Raw genomic sequence first — 24,254 nt, forward strand, 5'->3', positions numbered from 1 at the left:
TGATACACCCATATACTCGTCACCATGACGCAGCTGCGAGTTTCACAGGTCGCCCGCCTTCTGGGAGTCAGCTCCGACACCGTGCGCCGGCTGATCAGCGCAGGGACCCTGAGTGGAGCACCTGACGCAGCCGGACGGACCGCCGTCAGCGGCGAGTCCGTGGCGGCCTACGCGCGGTCTCGTTCCGAGCCCGGCTCTGACGGGTCGCGCGTGTCCGCGAGGAACCGGCTCGAGGGCATCGTCACCGAGGTGAAGACCGACGGGGTGATGGCACAGGTCGAGGTCGCCGCAGGCGCATTCAGGCTGACCTCCCTGATGACCCGCGATGCCGCCGAGGAGATGCGCCTGGCCCCAGGCGTTCCCGCCACCGTCGTGGTCAAGGCCACCAACGCGGTGGTCGAACTGGGGGAGATCATCGATGAGCGGTAGAAGCCCGAGCGGCAGAAGGCCGCGTCGCCTGCGCGTCGGCGCAGGGGTGGGCCTGATGCTCGCGGTCACGGGCTGCGCGACGCCCGGGTCAGGCAGCTCAGGGCCGGAGACCGATCAGGGCGCTGCCGACGTGCGGGTGCAGGTCGCGGCCGCAGCCGATCTCAAGTACGCCCTCGACGAGGTGATCGATGAGTTCGCTGTCGATCATCCAGAGGTCGAGGTGGCAGTGACCTATGGCTCCTCCGGGAACTTTGCGGCGCAGATCCGCAACGGAGCTCCGTTCGACGTCTACCTCTCTGCAGACATCGAGCTGGCGCAGGATCTCGCCGAGGACGGATTCGGCGACCCGGACTCAGTCTTCGACTACGCCGTGGGCCGCCTGGTCGTCTGGGCGCCGCAGGATTCCCCCGCGGATGTCGAGGCTGGAATCGACGGGCTCGTCGCTGAGGAGGTGCGCACCGTGGCCATCGCGAATCCGGAGCACGCCCCCTACGGCGAGGCCGCCCAGGCCGCGATTCAGACAGCAGGTGCCACCGAGGAGCTGCAGAGCAAGCTCGTGCTCGGGGAGAACATCGCTCAGGCGGCGGAATTCGTGCTGAGCGGCAACGCCGATGCCGGCATCGTCGCCCTGTCATTGGCGCTCTCGCCACCGATGACCGGCGCGGGCAGCCATGTCGAGGTGCCGCTGGACTCGTTCCCCACGCTGCGCCAGGGCGGGATGCTGCTCGATGATGCGACTGTGCAGGATGAAGACTTCGTGGCCTTCATCGGTTCCGAGGAGGGTCAGGCGATCCTTGCCGACTATGGGTTCTACCCGCCCTCGGGCGAGGACTGAGCAGGATGGACTGGGCAGCTGTTGAGCTGAGCATCCGTCTCGCCACGCTGACGACGCTGATCCTGCTCGTCCTGGCGGTGCCGCTGGCGGCGTGGCTGGCGTATTCGAGGCAGCGTTGGACCGCGGTCATCGAAGCGGTGGTGGCGCTGCCGCTGGTGCTGCCCCCCACGGTCCTGGGCTTCTACGTGCTGGTCGCGCTGGGGAACCGGTCGCCGATCGGGCGGTGGTGGGTGGAGCTGACCGGATCTCCGCTGGCGTTCTCCTTCAACGGGCTGCTCATCGCCTCGGTGATCTACAGCCTGCCCTTCGCCGTGCAGCCGATGGTGGCCGCCTTCGTGGGCGTGGATCGACGGCTGCTCGAGGCCTCCACCGTCCTGGGGCGCTCCTGGTCCTCGACGATCCTGCGCGTGGTCCTGCCGCTCTCACGCACCGGGATCACGACCGCCGCGGTGCTCACGTTCGCACACACCATCGGCGAGTTCGGCGTGGTGCTCATGGTCGGCGGCAACATCCCCGGTGAGACCCGGACCATCGCGATCTCCATCTATGACAGCGTCCAGGCCTTCGACTACGACACCGCGGCCACCACGAGCCTGTGGCTGCTGCTGTTCTCCGTCGTCGTCCTCGGGCTGACCTATGGGCTCAACAGCAGGGGGAGGACCATATGGCCGAGGATCTGAACGTGCGGATACGTCACCAGGTCCTCGATGTGGACCTGACCCTCCCGCTGGACGCGTGCGCACCGATCACCGGGGTGTTCGGACCTTCCGGGGCCGGCAAGACGACGCTCCTGCGCTGCATCGCCGGACTCGCCCACCCCGGAGCCGGCTCACGGGTCGCCCTGGGGGGAGAGGTCTGGCAGGGGGAACGACGCGCAGTTCCCGTCCGACGACGCGGGATCGGCTACCTGTTCCAGGACCATGCGCTGTTCCCGCACCTCTCCGTCGCCGCGAACGTCGCCTATGGGATCCCGAAGATGCCACGATCGCTGCGCGAGGAGCGGGTCCGAACGGCTCTGCAGAACGCGCGAGCCGGTCATCTCCTCGACCGGGACACCACGAGCCTCTCCGGCGGGGAGGCGCAGCGCGTGGCTCTGGCCCGCGCGCTGGCGTCCGCTCCGAAGCTGCTGCTCCTCGATGAGCCTTTCAGCGCGCTGGACGCCCCCACCCGCGACCAGCTGCGCGGAGAGCTGCGCGAGATCCTCCTCGCCACCGGCACCCCTGCGCTGCTGGTCACCCATGACCGCTCCGAGGCCTGGGCGCTGGCGGATCGAGTGCTCAGCCTCGCCGACGGCGGGGTCCAACAGATCGGCTCCGTCGAGGAGGTCTTCAACCGTCCGAGCACGACCTCAGCCGCTCGGGCAGTGGGTGTGGAGAACATCATTCGCGGGGAGATCACCCGACGCAGCGGCGAGAACATCGAAGTCCGGGCGGGAGAGCTGGTGCTGGTCACCCGCAACCCGGAGGGGCTCGAGGTGGGGCAGTCTGCGGCGGTATGCGTTCGCGCGGAGAACATCTCCCTCACCGCGGAGGCACCCGCATCGGCGAAGGCCCCGAACCGCTTCACCGCGCAGGTGGCCGAGATCAGGGAGCGCGGATCCCTGCACCAGATCCGTCTGCAGACCGACCCGGTGATCACCGCCTATGCGCTGGGATCTGGCTCACGCAGCGCGATGCGGCCGGGTGCGCGGGTGAGCGTCGAGGTGCCGATCGAGCATTGCCACACGATCCGAACTGTTCACACGGAGCGAGTCGATAGGCTGGAGCGATGATGCCCTCGCAGAGATCACAGGTGCCCGGATTCGAGGTGATGAGCATCCTGGCCCGGATCGATGCGATGCGCGCCGCCGGTCGGGATGTCGTCTCGCTGACTGCGGGGGAGCCCGGCTCCGGCGCCCCGCCGGCGGTCAACCAGGCGGCCGCGGAGATCCACGCCGGCAACACCGTGCTGAACTACACCGCCGCGATGGGGATCGCCCCGCTGCGCGCGGCGATCGCAGATCACTATGCCCGCTGGTACGGGGTCACCGTGCCGCCGGCGCGGATCGCGATCACCACCGGCTCCTCGGGGGCCTTCATGCTGAGCTTCCTGGCGGCCTTCGACCCGGGTGACCGGGTCGCGCTGGCCCGGCCGGGGTATCCCGCCTACCGCAACATCCTCAGCGCGCTCGGCATCAAAGTGGTGGATCTGGACTGCGGGCCGCAGGAGCGCTTCCAGCCGACCGTCGCCCAGCTCAAGGAACAGCTCGACGCCGGCAACAGCCTGGCCGGTCTGATCCTCGCGTCCCCGGCGAACCCGACGGGCACCATGATCGAACGTGAGCAGCTGAGCGAGCTCTCCGACTGGTGCGCCGACCATGGGGTCCAGCTCATCAGCGACGAGATCTACCACGGCATCAGCTACGGCGCCGAGACCGTGAGCGCCACCGAGATGGGGGAGGAGGCCGTGGTGATCTCCTCGTTCTCCAAGTACTGGGGGATGCCCGGCTGGAGGCTCGGTTGGATGGTGCTGCCCGAACATCTGGTGGACCCGGTCTCCAGACTCGCCGGAAACGTGGCGCTGTGTCCGCCGCACGCCACCCAGCTCGCAGCCGTGCAGGCCTTCACCCCCGAATCGCTGGACTTCGCCGCATCCCAGGTCAGCGGCTACGCAGCGGCACGCGAGCGGGTGCTGGGACTCATTCCGCAGCTCGGCTGGGGTGAGGTCGCGCCGGCAGACGGCGCCTTCTACGTCTACGCCCATCTGGGTGAGCAGCTCGAGCGGTTCGGGGACTCCCCGACCTACTGCGCGGCGCTGCTGGAAGGCGCCGGCGTCGCCGTAGTGCCGGGCACCGACTTCGATCCGGTGGCAGGGCATCACTGGGTCCGGCTCAGCCTGGCCCCCGGGGAGCAGGCTGTGGCAGAGGGGCTGCGCCGGATACTGGCGTTCCAGGAGGAGCAGGCGGAGCAGACCGGATCAGTCTGACCAGGATCACTCCACGCTGAACTCGATCCGGTGCTGCCCGGTCGCGGCGTTCGGGATCGGGTCGCGCCGCTCATCTGTCTGGGTCTCCCCGGCGGCGTTGATCGCGCGCACGGTCACCGAGTGCCGGCCGGAGTCGACGTCGGCGAAGGCATGTCGCCACTGCCGCCAGGTGTCGATGCTGACCTCGTCGCCCAGCTCCACGGCCTCCCAGTCGCCGTCGTCCAGGCGGACCTCGACGGCTTCGATGCCCTCATGCTGGGCCCAGGCGCTGCCGGCGACGACGAGCTCCTCCCCGCTGGCCACCCGGGCCAGCGGCCGAGGCACATCGATGCGTGAGGCGACCAGTATCGGTCCCTCGGCGTCCCAGCCGCGGTCGGTCCAGTAGGCGGTCTCGGCGTCGAAGCGGGTGACCTCCAGCTCGGTGACCCACTTGGTCGCCGAGACATAGCCGTAGAGGCCCGGGACGACCATTCGAGCCGGGTAGCCGTGCTGTGCCGGCAGCGGCTCGCCGTTCATGCCCACCGCGAGCAGGCAGGCGCGGTCCTCGTCGGTGAGCACCTCCAGCGGGGTCGACGCCGTCCAGCCGTCGATCGAGCGGGAGAGCACCATGTCAGCCTCGCTCAGCGGGCGGGCCCGGGCGAGCAGCTCGCGGATCGGGTAGCCCAGCCAGGTGGCGTTGCCGAGCAGATCTCCGCCGACCGGGTTCGAGACGCAGGCCAGCGTGATGTGGTGCTCCTGCAGCGGCAGGTCGAGCAGCTCGTCCATGTCGATGGTGACCTCCTCCTCGACCAGGCCATGGATCCGCAGCGTCCAGTCCTGCGGGGCGAGCTCCGGCACCACCAGCGCGGTGTCGATCCGGTAGAAGTCGTTGTTCGGGGTGATGAACGCCGGCACCCCGTCCACGCCGACGCTGGCGCCGGCGGGGATAGCGGCAGCGCGCACCGCGGGGGAGGGGAGGACCAGCCGCGCCGCCGCCGACCCGGCCTCGCGACCGAGCGCGTTGACGGAGCGTCCGAAGGTGATCGAGCCCGCGGCGATGGCGGTGCCGGCGGCGGCCAGGCCCAGGAAGCGACGCCGTGAATGGGCGCGCTCGTCCTCGGTGCTGGGGCGGGTGGCAGCGGCGCCCCGGGGATCTGCCGGCCGGTCGAGCGGAGCCGATCCGGCCCGATCCGCCTGAGCAGCCTCGGCGGCCCGGGTGAGCCCGGTGGCGGCGCCGCTGAGCAGCAGCAGGCTGAGGATCCCGAGTCCGGCGCCGACCAGCGTGGGCAGCGCATCGAGCGGGGAGCTCTCCGGGCGCAGCAGCACCACGATCAGCAGGAGCACCGCGACGGCGGAGAACAGGCCCACGGCCAGGCGCAGACTGCGTCGGGCCAGGGCCCCGATCAAGGCCGCCAGGATCATCCCGACGACGCCCATGCTCAGGTAGAGCACCAACTTGTTGTTGCTGCCGAAGTAGGAGATCGCAAAGTCCTGCAGCCAGCTGGGGGAGAGCGTGATGATCGTGGAGCCCAGCGAGACCAGCGGCGAGGAGGCGGGTCCGAAGAGCTGGGAGACCAGATCTGCCACGCCGAGGAAGATCGCGGCTGCGAGGACGCCGGCGATCAGATGGGGGATCAGACGGCGCCGTCGTCTCGCCGGCCGGGAGGATCCGCGGCCGGCGGTTCCGGGGGTCTCGTGCACTGTCTCAGTCATATCTTCAGTTCGGAGCCGAGCCGCGGTTGGATGGGTGGACGGTGATCTCTGCAGGACCTGGGTCAGAGGTCCGCGAGCACCACCGGATCGCTGGTCGGCTCTTCAGAGCCGCCCGCGGGCTCCACGGTGACTCCGAAGATCATGTCCTCATCCATCGCGAGGTCGGTCAGCAGCTCGGTGCTGGTGCCGGTCATCAGGCCGGCGCTGTGCGGGCCCTCCTCGTCGATCAGCCATAGCTGCATGGTCTGATCCGCGGGGAGCTCGGGCATGTCGTGCGGGGTCAGATGCAGCATCTGCTCGGAGACCGAGTAGGCCAGCGTGACGCGCCCGCCGCCGGTCGCCTCGGCCTCGGTGAATGCCAGGTCCGAGGCGCTGAGCAGCCGCTGGGTGCGCTCGCGCTCAGCCTCGGCGACGGTCAGCGACTCCTGGATCTGGGTGGTGTCGTGCTGCTGGTTGATCAGCGCGCCGGCAAGCACCGCGGAGAGCAGCAGCAGCGTGGAGGCCGCGAGGGCGAAGAGCATGGTGGTCGGACGTCGAGTCTTTTCTGGGCCTGGGCCTGCGCCTGCGCCTGGGCTGGTGACGGGGGCCGAGGCCCCAGCCGCGGTGGGTGCAACAGGTTCCGCAGCGTGCTCAGGTGCAGTCCGCTCCGGCGCAGCCTGCTGGTGCAGCCGGGGGATGCTGAGGATCGCCGCCTCGGTCTCGGCGCTGGGGGCGACGGCATCGTCGGACCCGGCCAGCAGCCCCAGCGTCTCGCAGAAGGACTGGACCTCTTCGGCGAAGTCGGGATCAGCGGCTTCGAGGTCGAGGGCCTCGATCATCTCGGCGTCGGCCAGGGTCCCGAGGGCAAGGCCGGCTGCCAGGTATTCGCGATCGGCGTTCATCCGGCACCTCCTAGCTGAGCCCTGAGTCTTCGCATGCCGTCTCGTATTCTAGATTTCACTGTCCCGAGGGGGACATCGAGTCGCTGTGCGATCTCGGAATGGGAAAGTTCCTGGTAGTAGGCCATCGCGATGGCGGTGGCCTGCTCTTCGGGAAGCGTCTGCAGCGCTGTCTGCGCGCGGGCCGCCTCCACCTGAGTGAGGACTGAGTCCTGGACGTCGGGCTCATGTGCATGAGCCTCCTTCACCCCCTGGGTGAAGTCTCTGTTCTGCTGGGCCTGCACCGCTCTGACCCGGTCGATCGCTCGGCGCCGACACATGGTGGTCAGCCAGGCGCGTCCGCTTCCAGCCTGGACGCGGTAGCTGTGGCAGTTGACCCAGACCTCGGTGAAGATCTCTTGGAGAACCTCCTCCGCCAGTGATCTGTTCCGCAGCACCCGCAGCGCGGTGGCCAGCAGGATCGAGCTCTGTTCGCGGTAGAGCTGCTCGAAGGCCAGCTCATCGCCCTGCTGGATCTTCAGCAGCAGGGTGCCGCACGGGTCTGCGGGAGCACGCACGGGAAGCTGCGCGCGCCCCGCGGCTGACCCGGTACTTCCCGTCTCGTGCATTCCAACAGGATGCCACACCCCGAGGGGTGATTCCTGCACCGACCGACTCCTGCCGATATGCGACGGGAACCGACGAAGGCGGCGCCCCGCACCCCAACAGATGGGTGGGTGCCGAGCGCCGCCTTGGTCGTTCTTCAACTGCGCGGAAGGGTCAGCGGTGACCGTTCCCGCCGAGGATCACTCCTCCTCGGCTGCTGCCGGCATCAGGACGGCGTCGACCATGTAGACGGTGGCGTTGGAGGTCATCACGCCGCCACAGACGAGGCCGGCGTCGTCGAAGGTGAGGTCGTCGCCCTCGCCCTCGATGGTCACGGTCGCGCCGTTGACGGTCTCGTGCTCACCGGCGATCTCATCGGGAGACATCTGGCCGGGGATGACGTGGTAGGTCAGCACCTCGGTCAGCATGTCAGCGTCCTCGACCACTGCGTTGAGGTCTTCCTCGGGGATCTCGCCGAAGGCGTCATCGGTGGGGGCGATCACGGTGAACTCGTCACCGTTGAGCGTGTCGACCAGGTCGACATCGGGGTTCAGCTCGCCGGAGACTGCCGCGGTCAGCGTGGTCAGCATCGGGTTGTTCGAGGCTGCGGTGGCCACTGGATCCTGTGCCATGCCGCCGACGGAGCCGTCACCCTCGGGGACTTCCTCGGCGTAGGCCTCACAGGAGGCGCCGACCAGGTTCGCCGCGGGATCTGATTCGTCCATGGACTCTTCGTCATCCATCGACTCTTCCTCGTCCATGGACTCGGTCTCTTCGTCGGTGGCCTCGGTCTCGGTGCCCTCGGTCTCCTCGGTCATCTCCTGGTCGGTCTCTGCCGCCGGCTCCTCGGCGTTGTCGCCGCAGGCGCTGAGGCCCAGCAGGGCCACCATGCCGATTCCGAGCAGGGAAGTGGTTTTGCGCATCTCGGTCTTCATGACTGAATCTCCTGTTGGTCGCACGTTGGTCTGATTCACAGCCACTGATCGTGGTGTCGACCAGGCCATGTACGCAGAGTTCGGAACCAGAGCAGGATCGGATGGTGAAAATCTGAAAAACATTTCCAGCCCCACCCGGACCGGGTCAGTCGTTGGCGCTCGCCTGCTCGGCATCGGCGAGGATCCGGGCCGCCATCTTCTTGAAGATGATGGCGTGGAACGGGGTGACCCCGAGCCAGTAGGCGCGTCCGGCGAGGCCGCGGGGGAAGAAGATCGCGCGCTGCCGGTAGCGGGAGCCGGTCCCCTCCGGCTCCACCGTGAATTCCAGCCACGCCTGGCCGGGCACCTTCATCTCGGCACGAAGGCGCAGCAGCCGACCGCGCTGAAGCTCCTCGACCCGCCACCAGTCCAGGGTGTCGCCCAGCGCGAGCTCGCCGCGGCTGCGCCGTCCCCGTCCCATCCCGACGCCGCCGACCAGCTTGTCGGCCAGTCCGCGCAGCGCCCAGGCGCGGGAGAGCGAGAAGTAGCCGGTCTCCCCGCCGATGCCTTCGATGACGGCGAAGACCGCTTCGGGGGAGGCGGTGGAGAGCCGCTCGCGCTCATCGACCAGCACCGAGCGTCCGGTCCATTCCGGGTCCGAGGGCAGTGACTCCGAGGGCACGTCCAGCGGATGGGCGGCGGCCCAGGTGGTCTCCACCCGGTCGGCGGAGATCTTGTCCAGGGCGAGCCGCACCGAGGTCTCGTAGTCGGTGAGTCCCCCTTCGGGGGGTTCGATGATGTCATTGATGATCTGGTCCTTGACCACGCAGTCGTGCTGGAGCGATTCCACCAGCGGGATCGCCAGGGTGCGCGGAATCGGGGTGACCAGATTGACCCACTGGGCGGCGAGCCAGGGGGTGAGCACCGGCAGCGCGATCACGTGGGGCTCGTTGAGCCCGGCGGTGCGGGCGTAGATCTTCATCAGCTGCGCGTAGGTGTGCACATCGGGCCCGCCGATGTCGGCGCGGACGCTGGAGCTCAGCTCGATGTCCATGGCGCGGGTCAGGTAGTGCAGCGCATCGCGCACCGCGATGGGCTGGATCTGGTTCAGCACCCATTTCGGGGCGGGCATGACCGGCAGCACGTCGGTGAGGTGGCGGATCATCTCGAAGCTGGCGGAGCCGGAGCCGATCACCAGTCCGGCCTGCAGGGTCAGCGTGGGGACGCCGCTGGACTCCAGCACCTCGCCCACGTGGACTCGGGAGCGCAGGTGCGCGCTGAGCTCACCTGCGCTGGTGTCGGGGTGGAGGCCGGCGAGGTAGACGATATGGTCGACGCCCGCTTCCTTCGCCGCGGTCCCCAGGACCTCGGCGCACCGCTCGTCGAGCTCTTCGAAGCTGCGGTCAGAGGTCATCGAATGGACCAGGTAGTAGGCGGTGTCAGCACCCTCGCAGAGGTCTCGGGCGGCCTCGGGGTCGGTGAGGTCCCCTTCTACGACGGTGACCTCGTCACGCCAGGGGACATCGCGCAGCGCCTCTGCCCGGCGCGTGAGCACCCGCACCTTGTGTCCTGCGCGGAGCAGCTGGGGCACCAGCCGCCCTCCGATATATCCAGTCGCTCCGGTCACCGCTGCTGTTGCCATCTGGCCCACGTCCTCGCTCGAAGATCTCCGCGGCTTCAACAGCGTGCAAGGCCGTGCCGCGGCACGTTGCGGTCAATCTAACACCGTCATCTGCGCGGACTCTGAGTAAGTCATACCGAGTCAGCTTCTGGTCATGGTCACGTCTTATCCGCGCGGCGACTGTGACGTGTCCCGCACGCGGGCGGCTTCTGTAGTTATGCTCGATCCATGACTTCAGGCTCGTCCTCGACAGAGGAACACGTTGTTCTCCTTTCGGAGGCCGGAGCGCCCGTGGGCTCCGCCCCCAAGGCCACGGTGCACACCGCTGACACCCCGTTGCATCTCGGGTTCTCCTGCTATCTCTTCGACGCCGCGGGCCAGCTGCTGCTCACCCGTCGGGCGCTGTCCAAGACCACCTGGCCCGGTGTGTGGACCAACAGCTTCTGCGGACACCCCGGCCTGGAGGAGGAGCTCACCGACGCCGTGCGCCGGCGGGCCCACGAGGAGCTCGGTGCGGAGCTGACCGAGATCCGTGCCGCGCTGCCGGAGTTCAGGTATCGCGCGGTGGACGCCAGCGGCGTCGTCGAGAACGAGATCTGCCCGGTCTTCACCGCGGTGCTGACCTCGGAGCTGGCGCCGGTGGATGACGAGGTCAGTGAGTGGCAGTTCTGCGAGCTGGACGCCGTGAAGCGCGCCGTGGCCGATGCGCCCTTCGCGTTCAGCCCCTGGATGGTCGAGCAGCTCGCCGCCCTGGAACATCTTGCCTCGTTCAAGCAGCCCGGCCGAGGTGCCACCGCGTGAGCGCCCCCGCTGATCCGGCAGAACACTTCACCTCCACCGCGCGTGCCGCCGCGGACCGGGTGATCTCCTCCTACTCCACCTCATTCGGGCTGGCCACCCGGCTTCTGGGTCCGCGTCACCGCAGCCACGTGCGCAGCATCTACGCCCTGGTCCGGGTCGCCGATGAGGTGGTCGACGGTGCCGCCAGCGCGGCCGGACTGGATTCGGCGCAGAAGGCCGAGGCGTTGGAGCACTATGCCGAGGAGACCCGACGCGCTCTGGCCCGCGGGTACAGCACCGATCTGGTGGTGCACGCCTTCGCCCGCACCGCCATCGAGGCGCAGATCGGGCTGGACCTGATCGATCCCTTCTTCGACTCGATGCGCGCGGATCTGGAACCGGCCTCCTATGGCGCCGCCGAGCACGCGAGCTATGTCTACGGCTCCGCCGAGGTGATCGGGCTGATGTGTCTGCAGGTGTTCCTGCGCGAAGTCCAGCGCACGCCCGCCGAGCGCGAGATCCTCATCAACGGGGCGCGTGCGCTGGGGGCGGCGTTCCAGAACATCAACTTTCTGCGCGACCTCGCCGAAGACACTGCGGAGCTCGGGCGCGACTACCTGGACGGCGGCGCGGGTCTCACCGAGGCCCAGCGCCAGGCGTGGGTGGACACGATCCGAGGCCAGCTCGCCGAGGCCCGGGCCGCGATGCCGCTGCTCCCGCGCGATGCGCGCACCGCGGTGCGCAGCGCCTGTGCACTGTTCGAGGCGCTGCTCGAGAAGATCGCGGTGACACCGGTGGAGGAGCTCTACCATTCAAGGGTCCGGGTCTCGAATGCCTGCAAAGCAGGGCTGGCCGCCCGGTCCGCCCTGACCACACGACTGGAGACCCACTGATGCCTCGCACCATTGTGATCGGCGCCGGAGTCGCCGGACTCGCCAGCGCCGCGCTGCTGGCCCGTGAAGGCCATGACGTCCTGGTCCTGGAGAAGGGCACCCGCACCGGCGGTCGGGCCGGGATGCTGGCCGAGGACGGCTTCCAGTTCGACACCGGCCCCTCCTGGTACCTGATGCCCTCGGTCTTCGAGCACTTCTACAACCTGATGGGCACGACGTCGGCGGAGCAGCTCACGCTGGTGGACCTGGACCCCGCCTACCGGGTCTACTCCGAGCCCGAACCCGGCCGGCCGCCGTCGGCTCCGGTGGACCTGCCCAAGGGTGCGGAGCGGGTCCGGGCGCTCTTCGAGGAGCTCGAACCAGGCAGCGGGCCGGCGCTGGACAAGTACATCGCGTCGGCCAAGCGCACCACCGAGATCGCCGAGCGGCGCTTCCTCTACAACCCCTTCAAGCGGCTGGACAACCTGGCAGTCCCCGAGGTGCTCAAGTGCGCCCCGGAGCTCGCGCGGCTGCTGCTGACCTCGTTGGAGCGCTTCGTGCAGCGTCGGTTCAAGCATCCGGTGCTGCGCCAGATCCTCGGCTACCCGGCGGTATTCCTGGGCACCCGGCCGCAGGACGCGCCCGCCATGTACCACCTGATGAGCGCCCTGGACCTCGACGACGGCGTGCGGTACCCGCTCGGCGGATTCTGGGAGGTCATCGCGAGCTTCCGGCGCCTCGCAGAAGGAGCTGGGGCCGAGATCACCACCGGCGCAGAGGTCCTCGAGATCCTCACCGAATCCGCACCTGGTTCCAGGTTCCGGACCGGCCCGCGCCGCACCGCCACCGGCGTCCGCTGGCGCGACGAGCAGGGCACGGTGCACACCGAGCGCGCCGATCACGTGGTCTCCGCGGCGGATCTGCACCACACCGAGACCGCCCTGCTCTCTGCCCAGGACCGCAGCTACCCCGAGGCCTGGTGGGACAAGGTCACTTCCGGCCCCGGTGCGGTGCTGGTGATGCTCGGGGTGCGCGGGAAGCTCCCAGAGCTCGCCCACCATTCGCTGTTCTTCACCCGGGACTGGACCGCGAACTTCGAGTCCATCTTCGGAGCGAGCCCCTCCATCCCGACGCCAGCCTCCTCCTACGTCTGCCGGGCCAGCGCGAGCGAACCGGGACTGGCGCCGGAGGATCACGAGAACCTCTTCGTGCTGATCCCGGTCCCGGCTGACGTCTCCCTGGGCGCAGGCGGCCGCGACGGCGCCGGGGACCCGGCCGTGGAGCAGATCGCGCAGGCGGCCATCGAGCAGATCGGCGGCTGGGCCGGGATCGAGGACTTCGAGGACCGGATCGTGCTGCGTGAGACCGTCGGCCCCGCGGACTTCGCGGCGGACTACAACTCCTGGCGCGGCTCGGTGCTGGGCCAGGCGCACACGCTGCGGCAGTCCGCGATGTTCCGCCCGCAGAACGTCTCGCCCAAGGTGAGCGGGCTCTACTACGCCGGGGGCACCGTGGCGCCGGGAATCGGCGTGCCGATGTGTCTGATCAGCGCGGAGCTGGTGCTCAAGCACCTGCGCCGCGACTACAGCGCCGGACCGCTGAGTCCCGATTCGCTGCGTCCTGCGCGTGCAGGTGCGGCAGGCTGATCACGCGTGTCCTTCCTGTACCTGGCCGGGCTGCTGCTGGCCACCTTCTGCATGCTGCTCATCGATCGGCGCTTCCGGCTCTTCTTCTTCGCGGACCCGCGCGTGGCCGCGGTGGTGACCCTTCTCGGCGTCGTCTTCTTCCTGCTCTGGGACTTCGCCGGCATCGGGCTGGGGATCTTCCTGATGGGTCAGAGCCGCTATCTCACCGGGGTCGTGCTCGGGCCTGAGATGCCGCTGGAGGAGCCGGTGTTCCTGATGTTCCTGAGTCTGTGCACCATGATCATCTACACCGGTGCGGCCAGGTTCCTCGGCCACCGGGCCGAGCAGAGCCGACTCCGTGCGCGCAGCGGAGGGGGTTCCTAGATGGCGTATCTCTGGCTGAGTCTGGCCTTCATGGTCCCGGCGGTGCTCGCCGCGGTGCTGCTGCGCCGCACCATCCATTGGGGTGCAGCGGCGCTGACCACCGCGCTGCTGCTGGGCCTGACCGCGGTCTTCGACAATGTGATCATCGGACTGGACATCGTACGCTACGGCCACGAACATCTGATGGGCCTCTACCTGGGACTGGCGCCGCTGGAGGACTTCAGCTATTCGCTGGCCGCGGTGCTTCTGCTCCCTGCCGCCTGGCACCTGCTGCGCCAGCGGAAGCCGACGCGCGCCGGGGGCAGCGTTGAAGCCGACCCGGGACGCGGCACGAACGAGTCGCGCGGATGAGCCTGATCCGTCAGCTGCTGCTGTCCTCGCGCCCCTTCAGCTGGATCAACACCGCGTTCCCCTTCGCCGCCGCCTATCTCTTCGCGGCGCGGGAGATCGACTGGGTGCTGGTGCTCGGCGCGCTGTTCTTCCTGATCCCCTACAACGTGGCGATGTATGGAATCAACGACGTCTTCGACTATGAATCGGATCTGCGCAATCCACGCAAGGGCGGCATCGAGGGCGCGCTGCTGGACCCGGAGCTGCACCCGACCGTGCTGTGGATCTCTGCGTTGAGCACCGTGCCGCCGGCGCTGCTGCTGATGCTCGGCGGTGGGCCCCTGACCTGGGCGGCGATGCTGGTGAGCCTCTTCGCCGTCGCCGCCTACTCGGTCAAGGGGCTGCGGTTCAAGGAGCGGCCGTTCCTGGACTCGCTGACCTCCAGCACCCACTTCGCCAGCCCCGCCGTGGTCGGATTCGCGCTCGCCCATGACCGGGTCGGCTTCACCCCGGGGCCCACTGAGCTGATCATCCTGGGCGCGTTCTTCCTCTGGGGCATGGCAGCCCACGCGTTCGGCGCCGTCCAGGACGTGGTGCCCGACCGCGAAGCCGGCATCTCCTCGGTGGCCACCGCGATCGGCGCGCGGTCCACCGTGCGGATGGCGGTGCTGCTCTGGGCCGGCGCCGGGGTGCTGCTTCTCCTCGGGCAATGGCCCACCCCGCTGGCCGCGCTGCTCGTGATCCCCTACATGGCGATCTCGCTGCCCTGGTTCAACGTCCCCGATGAGACCTCCGCCGCGGTGAACTCCGCCTGGCGGAAGTTCATCTGGCTGAACTACGGCTGCGGATTCCTGGCGACGATGATGCTGATCTGGTTCTGGTGAGGCTGCTCGTGGTGAGGCTGCGCGTGGTGCGGCTGCTCAGCGCGACGCATTGACCATCCAGGGGACCCCGAACCTGTCGGTGAGCATCCCGAAGGTGTCGCCCCAGGGGGACTTCGCCATCGGTTCGTTGATCTCCGCGCCCTCGGAGAGCTTCTCCCACCACTTCTCGAGCGTCGTGTGCTCGGCGTCGTCAGGGGCGCTGTTGCTCAGCGACACCGTGCCCAGCACGCTGGGCATGCCCGGAGGCGCATCGGCGGCCATCAGGTGGACCCCGCGCTCGATGAACAGCGACCCGTGCATGATCAGGTCCTTGGACTCATCCTCGGTGCCCATGCCCTGGGCGTAGGTCATCATCTCCAGGTCTCCGCCGAAGACCGAGTGGTAGAACTCCAGCGCGTGGCGGGCAGTCCCGGAGAACTGCAGGTAGGGGGTCAGGCCGATGGTCATGGCGAACCTTCCGTGATCAGAGTCAGGTGAACGTCGTCATTCTCACCTGACAGCGAGCACAGGGGAAGACCTGCAGGCCCCCCGCGCCGAGCCCCCGCGCCGAGACCCCGCGGGGGCTCGGCGCAGCGTGCTCAGCCGCAGCGTGTTCAGCCGCGGGGCGCGAACTCCACCGCCAGCTGGGCGGCCAGGCCGGTGTAGGCGCCGGGGGTCAGCTGGGCGAGCCGGGCTTCGGCGTCCTTGCTCAGGCCGAGTCCGGTGACGAACTCCTTGAGCTTCTCGGCGTCCACCCGACGACCGCGGGTGAGCTCCTTGAGCCGCTCGTACGGGTTCTGCATGTCGGCTACGCCGGCGATGGCCTCGGCGCGCATCACGGTCTGGATGGCCTCGCCGAGGACCTCCCAGTTCGCGTCGAGATCTGCCGCGATCACCTCCGCGGCGACGTCGAGCTGCTTGAGTCCCTTGCTCATATTGCTCAGTGCCAGCACCGAATGGCCCATCGCGGTGCCGATGTTGCGCTGGCCGGAGGAGTCGGTGAGATCGCGCTGCCAGCGGGACTCCACCAGCGTGGAGCCCAGCGCGTCGAGCAGCGCGTTGGAGATCTCCAGGTTGGCCTCGGCGTTCTCGAAGCGGATCGGGTTGACCTTGTGCGGCATGGTGGAGGAGCCGGTGGCGCCGGCGACCGGGATCTGCCGGAAGAACCCGATGGAGATGTAGCTCCACACATCCACGCAGAGCCCGTGCAGGATCCGGTTGAACCGGGCCATGTCCGCGTAGAGCTCGGCCTGATAGTCGTGGGACTCGATCTGGGTGGTCAGCGGGTTGAAGGTGAGGCCCAGCTTCTCCACGAACCGCTGCGCCAGAGCGGGCCAGTCGGCCTCGGGGGCGGCGGCGAGGTGCGCGGCGTAGGTGCCGGTGGCGCCGTTGATCTTGCCCAGGAACTCCTGGGACTCGATCCGGCGCAGCTGGCGACGCAGCCGATGAACGAAGACCGCGATCTCCTTGCCCAGCGTGGTCGGGGTGGCCGGCTGTCCGTGGGTGCGCGAGAGCATCGGCACCTCGGCGGCGTCCTGAGCCAGCTCAGCCAGCCCGTCCAGGGTCGTGCGGGCGGCAGGGAGCCAGACCTCGGCCACGGCGTCGCGGATCCCCAGAGCGTAGGAGAGGTTGTTGATGTCCTCGCTGGTGCAGGCGAAGTGCACCAGCGGGGTGAGCTCGCTGAGCCCCAGCCCCTCGAGCCGACGGGCGATGAAGTACTCCACGGCCTTCACATCGTGGTGGGTCTGCGCCTCGATGGCGCCGAGCTCGGAGAGCTGCTCAGGTCCGAACTCGGTGACGATGCCGCGCAGCCCGTTGACCTGCTCCGCCGTGAGGGTGGGGAGCCCGGAGAGCACCTGTTCGGAGCAGAGGTGGATGAACCATTCGACCTCCACATGGATCCGGTGCCGGTTCAGCGCCGCCTCGGAGAGGTGATCCACCAGCGGCGCCACCGCGCTGCGATACCGGCCGTCCAGGGCGCCCAGGGCGATCTGCGGCTGCGCATCAGCGAGCCGGACGCGGGTCGGAGAGACGGTGGGCGCAGCGGTGACATCAGTGGAGTGGGCCATGGCCTGATTCTTTCATGAGTTTTCCCCAGCACCGGCGACGACGACGCCGCGCGGCAGGGTGCTCCACGGGTCCCGTGACGGAGGATCACCCGCGGGTGCGGGTGCCTAGATTGGGAAGTGTCAACAGGGTCTCAGCAGGGCCGGCGCCGGCACTCCTCTGCCAGCCCATGCAGAACAAGGATGTGAGCAAGCATGGTCTTCTCCCGGGCCGCCCAGCAGTTCGACGAGGCGGCGGAGCACTATGAGCAGGCGGCGATGCGGCTGGACGCCGTGGCCGAACGCTCCGAGGAGTGTGTGCAGGCGATCATCGCCGGGCGAGACGGGATCCACTGGCACTCTCCAGCCGGTCAGGCCTTCACCGCCGTGACCTTCCACCATGTCGGAGAATGCCGGAGACGGCAGTCCCGGCTCTTCGAGATGTCCGCGAGCGCCAGGATCATCGCGACAGATCTGCGCGAGCAGGCCCAGCGGGCGCGGCTGCTGGCCGCGGCCGTGGATGCCGCACTCGCTGCCGTCCCGGCGGCCGGCACCGAGCTCGCGACCCAGGCGCTGGTGCACGGCGCCCGGGGCGCCTCGGAGAGCGCCGAAGGTTTCCTTCGGTTCGTGGAGTCCCACGGCGGCCTTCCGCTGGCCCGCCTGGCGGCTGCGCAGGGGTGAGCTGCGGTGTTCGTCATCGCCGAGGATCACTACGGCGAACCCGCCCCGCGGAGGTATTCCGTGCAGGCCCACGGGGGGCCCACCGAGCTGAATCTGGTGCTGGAGAGTCTGCAGATCGCGGCCCAGGGGCTGACCCGCGCCGACGCCGTCGCTGAAGAGCAGCGCCGCGCACTGGGCGGCATCACGGCCGAGATCATCGGCTCGGTGGCCGGGCTCGCGCTGCATTGGCGGATCCCGATGCTGGGGGCGCAGCTGGGAATCAGCCTGGCCGAGACCTCGGTGGGGGCCTGGGCCATGGGGGAGACCGCGCGCGCCGTGCGCAGCGCGCACGATCGCTATCGGGACACCGAGGCGCTGCTGGCGCGCTCGATGGGCACCGCGAGGCATCTTGCACAGTATCCGCAGATCCACCCACACCTGATGGACCCACAGGGGGACAAGGCGCTCGCCGACGCCTGGGGTCGCACCGCCGTGGTGAGCCTTGGCCAGGGGTCCCAGCTGGTGCTGAACCTGCTGGCCAGGAAGCACCCGGTGCTGCGGTCTTCCAAGGAGGCGTCCGGACTGGTGGCCCAGTCGCTGCTGGAGAAGGCCCGTCGGATCTCCCGCGAGAGCACCCAGACGCTGAAGCGGAAGACCCGTCCGCTCGCCGCGACCGAGGTGGACCTGCTCAGCGATCACCTCCAGGGCCAGTCCGAGGTCGCGACGCTCGGAGACTTCAGCATCTCCTCACGGCCCCAGCCGGGTGCGAGCACCCGGCATGTCATCCATATCCCAGGGCTGGAACTCCCCGCGGGGCTGGAAGACATGGACCTGGACGGTCTGGCGCAGGGCCAGCTGGATCTGAGTGCGGGGCGCGGGCTCAACAGTCTCCTGGACGCGGGGACCAACGAGTCGGCGCACCTGCAGGGGGTCATCGATCAGGCGCTGCAGGACTCCGGGGCCCGGCCCGGGGACGAGCTGATCATCACCGGGTACTCCCTGGGTGGGCTGCATGCACTGAACATCGCTGCCGGCGGCACGCTGGGACGCAAGTACCGGATCTCCCAGGTCGCCACCGTGGCCGCTCCCGGCCGTGAGGGTCCGGCGCTCCCAGGAGTCAGGACCACCAGTTTCCAGGACGCCAATGACCCGGTCCCGCGGCTGCTCGGCGGGCCGAGCGAGCTCTCGGCGGATCGGGTGGAGATCACCTACGAGCATCAGGCTCCGAAGGCCGAGCCCGGGGGAGTCTTCGGCGCCAGCCACGGCTACGCGCACAACATCGACGCCATCCGGATCCTCGAGGGTCAGGCGACGGATCATCTGGATGAGGGGCAGCGTGCCCAGCTCGCGGAGCTCGACGAATCGCTGCGCGGAGCCCACGAGGCCACGGTCTATTCCACCGAATGGGACTCTGAGGGAGTGGAGAAGCTCGAGGAGGCCATCGCGGAGCTGGCGGGACGCATGGAGGAGCTTCCCTCCGGCTCAGGCCTCGAGCGGGCGCAGGATGAAGCGGTTGAGCAGCGCTGAGACCAGGGCCACCACGATGGAGCCGAACACCGCGCTCCAGAAGAAGTCCTCCACCACGAAGTGCACCGGGGTCCAGGAGGTCAGCCAGGCGGTGAGCACCAGCATTCCCGCATTGATGACCACGGCGAAGAGCCCCAGCGTCAGGCAGGTGATCGGCAGCGACAGCAGCGAGATGATCGGCTTGATGACCACGTTGACCAGACCGAAGACGGCTCCCACGAAGAGGAACGCGAGGATGGTCGCCCCGGTGCCCTGTTCGGCGCCGTCCACGTAGATTCCGGGAATGAGGAAGGCCGCCGCGGCGAGGGCCAGGGCATTCAAAATAATTGCCAGTAGGATTCTCACGATGACTATGTTCTCACGCGCCGGGTCGATCACCCCAAGGGAAAGCGTCAGCCTTCTGCCTGCCTATGCCGCAGGCAAGCCGCCACGGGCGGCCGAAGGACTCACGCCGTACAAGCTCTCCTCCAACGAGAACCCGCTGGGGCCGGTCCCCGCGGTGGCTCACGCGATGGCCGCAGTGGACACGCTGCACCGCTACCCGCACCCCAATGCCGAGAGCCTGCGCGCCGGGCTCGCGAAGCTCCTGGACGTCCCGGTGGAAGACATCGTCGCCGGCACCGGCAGCCTGGGTGCGCTGACCCAGATCATCAACGCCTTCGCCGGCTCCAACAGCGACGGCAGCCAGGATGAGGTCATCTACGCGTGGCGCTCCTTCGAGGCCTACCCGATCGTGGTGCGCACCGCCGGCGCCAAGGACGTCACCGTTCCAGTGGCAGCAGACGGTCGCCACGACCTCGAGGCGATGCTCGCCGCGATCACCGAGCAGACCAAGGTGCTCCTGCTGTGCACCCCGAACAATCCCACCGGCCCCGCCCTGCGGCACAGCGAGGTCGAAGCCTTCCTGGCCAAGGTGCCCAGCGACGTCGTCGTCGTGATCGACGAGGCCTACCAGGAGTTCGTCCGCACCGAGGACCCGGTGGACGCGCTCGCCCTGTACCGCAGCCACCCCAATGTGGTGGTGCTGCGGACCTTTTCCAAGGCACACGGTCTGGCCGCGCTGCGCGTGGGCTACTCCATCGCCGGCCAGGAGATCACCCGCCACCTGCGCGTCGTCGCGGCGCCCTTCAGCGTCTCCACTCTGGCCGAGGTCGCGGCACTGGCCTCGCTGGAACACCTGGAGCAGGTCCACGAGCGGGTGGACTCCCTCGTCGCCGAGCGGGACCGGGTCACCTCGGCCCTGGCCGAGGCCGGCTGGAAGATCCCCGAGGCCCAGGGCAACTTCGTCTGGCTCCCGCTGGGTGAGAAGACCGCCGCCTTCGCCGAGGCGGCCGGACTCCAGGCGCTGGCCGTCCGCGGATTCCCCGGCGAGGGCGTACGGGTCACCATCGGTGAGGTCGAAGCCAATGATCGATTCATCGAGTTGTGCCGGACCTACAGATTCGAAGCCTGAGTTGAGCTGACACAATGAACGGTGGCCGTCCTCACCTGCAGGGCGGCCATCAGCGGTGCCACCGGAGAGGATCACACTGTGCAGCCACAAGAGGTGCAGCCCGTACAGCTGCTCACCCCGGATGGAAAGCTCGCTGAGAACGAGGTCTACGGCCCGTTCATCGCCGAGCTGAGCGCGGAGAAGCTGCGCGAGCTCTACCGCTACATGGCCATGGAGCGCCGGCTCGACGCCGAGGCCACCTCGCTGCAGCGCCAGGGCCAGCTCGCGCTCTGGGCGCCGGCGCTGGGCCAGGAGGCCGCCCAGGTGGGCACCATCGCGGCGATCAAGTCCTCCGACATGGTGTTTCCCACCTACCGAGAACATGCCATGGCGCTCTACCGAGGCATCTCCCCAGAGGAGCTGCTGACCATGTTCCGGGCCACCCGGCACACCGGATGGGACCCGCGCGACCACAACTTCCACGTCTACACCCTGGTGCTCGCCGCGCAGACCCTGCACGCCGCCGGCTGGGCCATGGGGATCAACCAGGACCTGCGGATGGGCAGCGTGCCCCGTGACCGCGCCGAGGACGAGATCGTCGTGGCCTGCATCGGCGACGGCGCCACCAGCCAGGGCGATGTCCACGAGTCCATGGTCTTCGCCTCCTCCTACGAGCTGCCGCTGCTCTACTTCATCCAGAACAACCACTGGGCGATCTCGGTGCCCACCCGCACCCAGTCCCGCGGCCCCCTGGTCAACCGGGCGCAGGGCTACGGGTTCGAAGGCGTGCGGGTGGACGGCAACGACGTGCTCGCCAGCTACGCGGTGGCCACCAAGCTCTCCGACGAGATCCGTGCCGGCAAGGGGCCCAAGCTGATCGAATCGGTCACCTACCGGATGGGCGCCCACACCACCGCAGATGATCCCACCAAGTACCGCAGCTCCGAAGAGGTGGAGCTCTGGGAGGGCCGCGACCCGATCCGGCGCTACCGCTCCTGGCTGAGCTCCGCGGACCACGCCGATGAGAGCTTCTTCGCCGAGGTGGACGCCGAATACAAGGACCTCGCCGCCGATATGCGCAGGTCCGTGCTTGCCATGGAGCCCATCGACCTGGAACGGGTCTTCGACACCGTGTATTCGGAGCCGCACCGCCAGGTGGAGACCGAGAAGGCCTGGCTGAAGGACTACGAAGCAGGATTCGCGGAAGATCAGACGGAGGCGGGCACCGCACGATGAGCGCGATCAAAGAGATGGTCATGGCGAAGGCGATCACCGCGGCGCTGCGCGACGAACTCGCCGCAGACCAGAAGACGCTGCTGATCGGTGAGGACATCGGGGCGCTCGGCGGAGTCTTCCGCGTCACCGAGGGGCTGCAGGCCGAGTTCGGCACCCACCGCGTGATCGACTCTCCGCTGGCCGAGTCCGGCATCGTCGGAACCTGCATCGGCATGGCCATGCGCGGCTACCGTCCGGTGGCCGAGATCCAGTTCGACGGATTCGTCTTCCCCGCGTTCAACCAGATCACCACCCAGCTGGCCAAGATGCACAACCGCACCGACGGGAACATCAAGGTGCCGGTGACGATCCGACTGCCCTATGGCGGGCACATCGGGTCGATCGAGCACCACTCCGAATCTCCCGAGGCGCTCTTCGCGCACACCGCGGGGCTGCGCATCCTCGCGCCGTCGAACCCGCAGGACGCCTACTGGATGACGCGCCAGGCCATCGTCAGCGATGATCCGGTCATCATCCTCGAGCCGAAGCGCCGGTACTGGCTCAAAGGGAAGGTCGACCTCGAGAACCCGGCGCCGGACGCATTCCGGGCCCAGGTGCTCCGTGCGGGCACCGACGCCACCATCGCCACCTACGGTCCGCTGGTGCCGGTGGCGCTGGCCGCGGCTGAGGCCGCCCGGGCGGAGAACCGCAGCATCGAAGTGGTGGACATCCGCTCGATCAGCCCGCTCGACGACGAGACCATCGCCCGCTCCGCCGCCAAGACCCAGCGGCTGATCGTCGCGCACGAGGCGCCGACCTTCGGCGGCATCGGCGGAGAGATCGCCGCACGCGTGGCCGAACGGGCCCACCATCGGCTGCTCTCCCCGGTGCTGCGTGTGGGTGGGTTCCACATGCCGTATCCACCGTCGGCCCAGGAGCATCGGTACCTTCCGGACATCGATCGGATGCTGGAAGCCGTGGACCGCAGCTTCAGCTACCAGAGGAGTGCCTGAGCATGGCTGAGACCTTCAACCTTCCCGACGTCGGCGAAGGACTGACCGAGGCCGAGATCGTCACCTGGCGGACCACCGTGGGGGCGACGGTCGAGGTCAACGACATCGTGGTCGAGATCGAGACCGCCAAGTCACTGGTCGAGCTGCCGGTGCCCTACGCCGGCATCGTCACCGAGCTCCTCGCCGCCGAGGGGGAGACCCTAGAGGTCGGGGCCCCGCTGATCCGGATCGCCGCCGAGGGGGAGGAGGTGCCCGATCCAGGTTCGGCGCCGGAGGCCGCCTCTGAGCCCGCTGAGCAGCAGAGCCCCGAGCAGCCCGCCGCCGAGGAGAAGCCAGGCCGCTCGCGCTCGGCGCGCGCGAAGAAGGCCGCAGCCCAGAAGCGTGAAGGCTCCGAACGGGGTGATTCCGAACGTGGGAACTCCCAGCGGGACGGCTCTGCGCGAGACGAGCAGAAGACCCCCACGCAGAATGAGGCCCTGGTCGGCTCAGGTCCCAAGGCGGACTCCGCCTCGAGGCGCGTCCGGACCCGTTCCACGGCACCGGACCTGGTCGACCTGGAGGGCCTCGAGATCGCCGCCCCCGCCTCGGCGTCGGGCACCTACACCGACATCGCCGACATCGTCGCCCGGGCCAGCCCTCCGGTGCGGGCCCTGGCCAAGCGCCTCGGTGTGGCCGTCTGGGAGCTCGTAGGCTCTGGCCGCAACGGGCAGATCACGCGCGATGATGTGGAGCGACAGGCTCAGCAGAAGCGCGAACAGCGCGCCTCCGGCCAGATGCCGGCGCCCGGGGCTCCGGCTCCGGGGCGCCGCAAGACCACTCCGGCCGAGGAGGGCCTGCTCTTCGAGGGGCCGCGCGAGGAGAACATCCAGGTCCGTGGAGTGCGCAAGGCGACTGCGCGCAACGTGACTGCCTCGGCGACCACCGTGCCGCATGTCTCGGTGTTCAAGGAGGTCGACGTCACGCGCACCATGGAGCTGCGTCAGGCGTTGAAGAAGGACCCCTCCTATGCGGGGCTGAGCGTCTCACCGATGCTCTTCGCCGCCAAGGCCATCATCTGGGCGGTGCGGCGCAATCCGCAGGTCAACGCCACATGGCATGACACGCACTACACCTTGAAGAACTACCTGAACCTCGGGGTCGCGGCCGCGACCCCGCGCGGACTGGTGGTTCCGGTCATCCATGAGGCCCATGCCTTCAACACCCGTGGTCTGGCCGCGGCGCTGACCCAGCTGGCCATCGACGCGCGCGAGGGCAGGACCACGCCGGGGGAGATGCAGGGCGGCACCGTCTCGATCACCAACATCGGCACCCTGGGACTCGACAGCGGAACTCCGATCCTGCCTCCGGGGCAGGCCTCGATCGTGGCGCTGGGCGCAGTGCGGAAGAAGCCCTGGGTCGTGGAGGGACAGATCGTGCCGCGCGATGTCATGGTGATCGGCGGGTCCTTCGATCATCGGCTGATCGACGGGGATCTCGCCGGGCGGTTCATCTCCGACGTCGCGGCGGTCATGGAGCAGCCGGGCCTGCTGATCGACTAGCGGCGCAGTCGGGCGGGGCCCGCAGGACGGTTCGGCCCTGCAGATCGGTCGG

The 24,254-nt window shown here is 68.8% G+C and carries 25 protein-coding genes; 17 read left to right on the forward strand and 8 right to left on the reverse strand.

Annotated elements, in window-relative coordinates; genetic code table 11:
- The first annotated feature begins 24 nt into the window (after positions 1–24).
- The 5 genes from LTH96_RS00660 to LTH96_RS00680 are packed head-to-tail and all read left to right on the forward strand — an operon-like array spanning position 25 to position 4,228.
- A complete protein-coding gene (locus LTH96_RS00660; protein WP_241463689.1) occupies positions 25–429 on the forward strand; it encodes a molybdopterin-binding protein in 405 nt (134 codons plus the stop codon).
- On the forward strand, positions 419–1,264 hold the full coding sequence (modA, locus tag LTH96_RS00665) for a molybdate ABC transporter substrate-binding protein (RefSeq protein WP_241463690.1): 846 nt from the start codon (positions 419–421) through the stop codon (positions 1,262–1,264). Before LTH96_RS00660 ends, modA begins: the two co-directional genes overlap by 11 nt.
- Positions 1,265–1,269: 5 nt before the next feature.
- On the forward strand, positions 1,270–1,944 hold the full coding sequence (gene modB, locus LTH96_RS00670) for a molybdate ABC transporter permease subunit (RefSeq protein WP_241463691.1): 675 nt from the start codon (positions 1,270–1,272) through the stop codon (positions 1,942–1,944).
- On the forward strand, positions 1,929–3,035 hold the full coding sequence (locus tag LTH96_RS00675) for an ABC transporter ATP-binding protein (RefSeq protein ID WP_241463692.1): 1,107 nt from the start codon (positions 1,929–1,931) through the stop codon (positions 3,033–3,035). The genes modB and LTH96_RS00675 overlap by 16 nt, the downstream gene beginning before the upstream one ends.
- Positions 3,032–4,228, forward strand: coding sequence for a pyridoxal phosphate-dependent aminotransferase (locus tag LTH96_RS00680; RefSeq protein ID WP_241463693.1), 1,197 nt, complete (start codon positions 3,032–3,034; stop codon positions 4,226–4,228). Before LTH96_RS00675 ends, LTH96_RS00680 begins: the two co-directional genes overlap by 4 nt.
- A gap of 6 nt (positions 4,229–4,234) precedes the next feature.
- On the opposite strand, the gene LTH96_RS00685 is transcribed toward LTH96_RS00680, so the two are convergent.
- The 5 genes from LTH96_RS00685 to LTH96_RS00705 all read right to left on the reverse strand — a co-directional run bounded on the left by LTH96_RS00685 (position 4,235) and on the right by LTH96_RS00705 (position 9,939).
- Positions 4,235–5,920 (reverse strand): molybdopterin-dependent oxidoreductase, encoded by a 1,686-nt coding sequence (locus LTH96_RS00685; RefSeq protein WP_241463694.1) that lies wholly within the window; start codon positions 5,918–5,920, stop codon positions 4,235–4,237.
- 62 nt (positions 5,921–5,982) lie between these two features.
- The gene (locus LTH96_RS00690) at positions 5,983–6,801 is read right to left on the reverse strand and encodes an anti-sigma factor (RefSeq protein WP_241463695.1); all 819 of its coding nucleotides are present in this window, start codon (positions 6,799–6,801) and stop codon (positions 5,983–5,985) included.
- Positions 6,798–7,355, reverse strand: a complete 558-nt coding sequence (locus LTH96_RS00695) for a sigma-70 family RNA polymerase sigma factor (RefSeq protein ID WP_241463696.1) — start codon at positions 7,353–7,355, stop codon at positions 6,798–6,800. Before LTH96_RS00695 ends, LTH96_RS00690 begins: the two co-directional genes overlap by 4 nt.
- Positions 7,356–7,583: 228 nt before the next feature.
- Complete coding sequence (locus LTH96_RS00700; RefSeq protein ID WP_370642674.1) at positions 7,584–8,318, reverse strand: fasciclin domain-containing protein; 735 nt, start codon at positions 8,316–8,318, stop codon at positions 7,584–7,586.
- A 145-nt stretch (positions 8,319–8,463) separates the two neighbouring features.
- Positions 8,464–9,939, reverse strand: a complete 1,476-nt coding sequence (locus tag LTH96_RS00705) for an SDR family oxidoreductase (RefSeq protein WP_241463698.1) — start codon at positions 9,937–9,939, stop codon at positions 8,464–8,466.
- Between the two features lie 207 nt (positions 9,940–10,146).
- On the opposite strand from LTH96_RS00705, the gene idi reads away from it, so the two are divergent.
- From idi to LTH96_RS00735, 6 genes are read left to right on the forward strand one after another with little or no spacing between them, the layout of a single operon-like run.
- Positions 10,147–10,719, forward strand: coding sequence for an isopentenyl-diphosphate Delta-isomerase (gene idi / locus LTH96_RS00710; protein WP_241463699.1), 573 nt, complete (start codon positions 10,147–10,149; stop codon positions 10,717–10,719).
- Positions 10,716–11,591 carry a squalene/phytoene synthase family protein gene (locus LTH96_RS00715; protein ID WP_241463700.1) on the forward strand — a complete coding sequence of 292 codons (876 nt, stop codon included), beginning with the start codon at positions 10,716–10,718 and terminating at the stop codon, positions 11,589–11,591. Before idi ends, LTH96_RS00715 begins: the two co-directional genes overlap by 4 nt.
- A complete protein-coding gene (gene crtI, locus LTH96_RS00720; RefSeq protein ID WP_241463701.1) occupies positions 11,591–13,216 on the forward strand; it encodes a phytoene desaturase family protein in 1,626 nt (541 codons plus the stop codon). The genes LTH96_RS00715 and crtI overlap by 1 nt, the downstream gene beginning before the upstream one ends.
- A 6-nt stretch (positions 13,217–13,222) precedes the next feature.
- On the forward strand, positions 13,223–13,579 hold the full coding sequence (locus LTH96_RS00725; protein WP_241463702.1) for a lycopene cyclase domain-containing protein: 357 nt from the start codon (positions 13,223–13,225) through the stop codon (positions 13,577–13,579).
- Positions 13,580–13,930, forward strand: a complete 351-nt coding sequence (locus LTH96_RS00730) for a lycopene cyclase domain-containing protein (protein WP_241463703.1) — start codon at positions 13,580–13,582, stop codon at positions 13,928–13,930.
- Positions 13,927–14,793, forward strand: a complete 867-nt coding sequence (locus tag LTH96_RS00735; RefSeq protein ID WP_241463704.1) for a prenyltransferase — start codon at positions 13,927–13,929, stop codon at positions 14,791–14,793. The genes LTH96_RS00730 and LTH96_RS00735 overlap by 4 nt, the downstream gene beginning before the upstream one ends.
- 36 nt (positions 14,794–14,829) lie before the next feature.
- Here LTH96_RS00735 and LTH96_RS00740 read toward each other — a convergent pair whose 3' ends face one another.
- Positions 14,830–15,240 (reverse strand): VOC family protein, encoded by a 411-nt coding sequence (locus LTH96_RS00740; RefSeq protein WP_241463705.1) that lies wholly within the window; start codon positions 15,238–15,240, stop codon positions 14,830–14,832.
- Positions 15,241–15,386: 146 nt separating this feature from the next.
- Positions 15,387–16,841: an adenylosuccinate lyase gene (purB, locus tag LTH96_RS00745; protein WP_241463706.1), complete on the reverse strand. Its 1,455-nt coding sequence runs from the start codon at positions 16,839–16,841 to the stop codon at positions 15,387–15,389.
- Positions 16,842–17,033: 192 nt separating this feature from the next.
- On the opposite strand from purB, the gene LTH96_RS00750 reads away from it, so the two are divergent.
- Positions 17,034–17,498: a hypothetical protein gene (locus tag LTH96_RS00750; protein WP_241463707.1), complete on the forward strand. Its 465-nt coding sequence runs from the start codon at positions 17,034–17,036 to the stop codon at positions 17,496–17,498.
- Positions 17,499–17,504: 6 nt separating this feature from the next.
- Entirely contained in the window at positions 17,505–19,004 is a 1,500-nt protein-coding gene (locus tag LTH96_RS00755; RefSeq protein ID WP_241463708.1) for a hypothetical protein, read from the forward strand.
- Here the strand turns inward: LTH96_RS00755 and LTH96_RS00760 are convergent.
- Entirely contained in the window at positions 18,960–19,349 is a 390-nt protein-coding gene (locus LTH96_RS00760) for a phage holin family protein (protein ID WP_241463709.1), read from the reverse strand. The genes LTH96_RS00755 and LTH96_RS00760 overlap by 45 nt on opposite strands.
- A gap of 1 nt (position 19,350) precedes the next feature.
- Here LTH96_RS00760 and hisC point away from each other — a divergent pair, with 1 nt between their 5' ends.
- From hisC to LTH96_RS00780, 4 genes are all read left to right on the forward strand, one after another.
- A complete protein-coding gene (gene hisC / locus LTH96_RS00765; RefSeq protein ID WP_241463710.1) occupies positions 19,351–20,457 on the forward strand; it encodes a histidinol-phosphate transaminase in 1,107 nt (368 codons plus the stop codon).
- Positions 20,458–20,535: 78 nt separating this feature from the next.
- Positions 20,536–21,672: a thiamine pyrophosphate-dependent dehydrogenase E1 component subunit alpha gene (locus LTH96_RS00770; RefSeq protein ID WP_241463711.1), complete on the forward strand. Its 1,137-nt coding sequence runs from the start codon at positions 20,536–20,538 to the stop codon at positions 21,670–21,672.
- Positions 21,673–21,677: 5 nt separating this feature from the next.
- Positions 21,678–22,664 carry a transketolase C-terminal domain-containing protein gene (locus LTH96_RS00775; protein WP_241464418.1) on the forward strand — a complete coding sequence of 329 codons (987 nt, stop codon included), beginning with the start codon at positions 21,678–21,680 and terminating at the stop codon, positions 22,662–22,664.
- A gap of 2 nt (positions 22,665–22,666) precedes the next feature.
- The gene (locus LTH96_RS00780; RefSeq protein WP_241463712.1) at positions 22,667–24,202 is read left to right on the forward strand and encodes a dihydrolipoamide acetyltransferase family protein; all 1,536 of its coding nucleotides are present in this window, start codon (positions 22,667–22,669) and stop codon (positions 24,200–24,202) included.
- Positions 24,203–24,254: the final 52 nt, after the last annotated feature.

Origin of the sequence: Nesterenkonia sp. LB17, assembly GCF_022565915.1 — a bacterium.
Taxonomy (GTDB): domain Bacteria; phylum Actinomycetota; class Actinomycetes; order Actinomycetales; family Micrococcaceae; genus Nesterenkonia.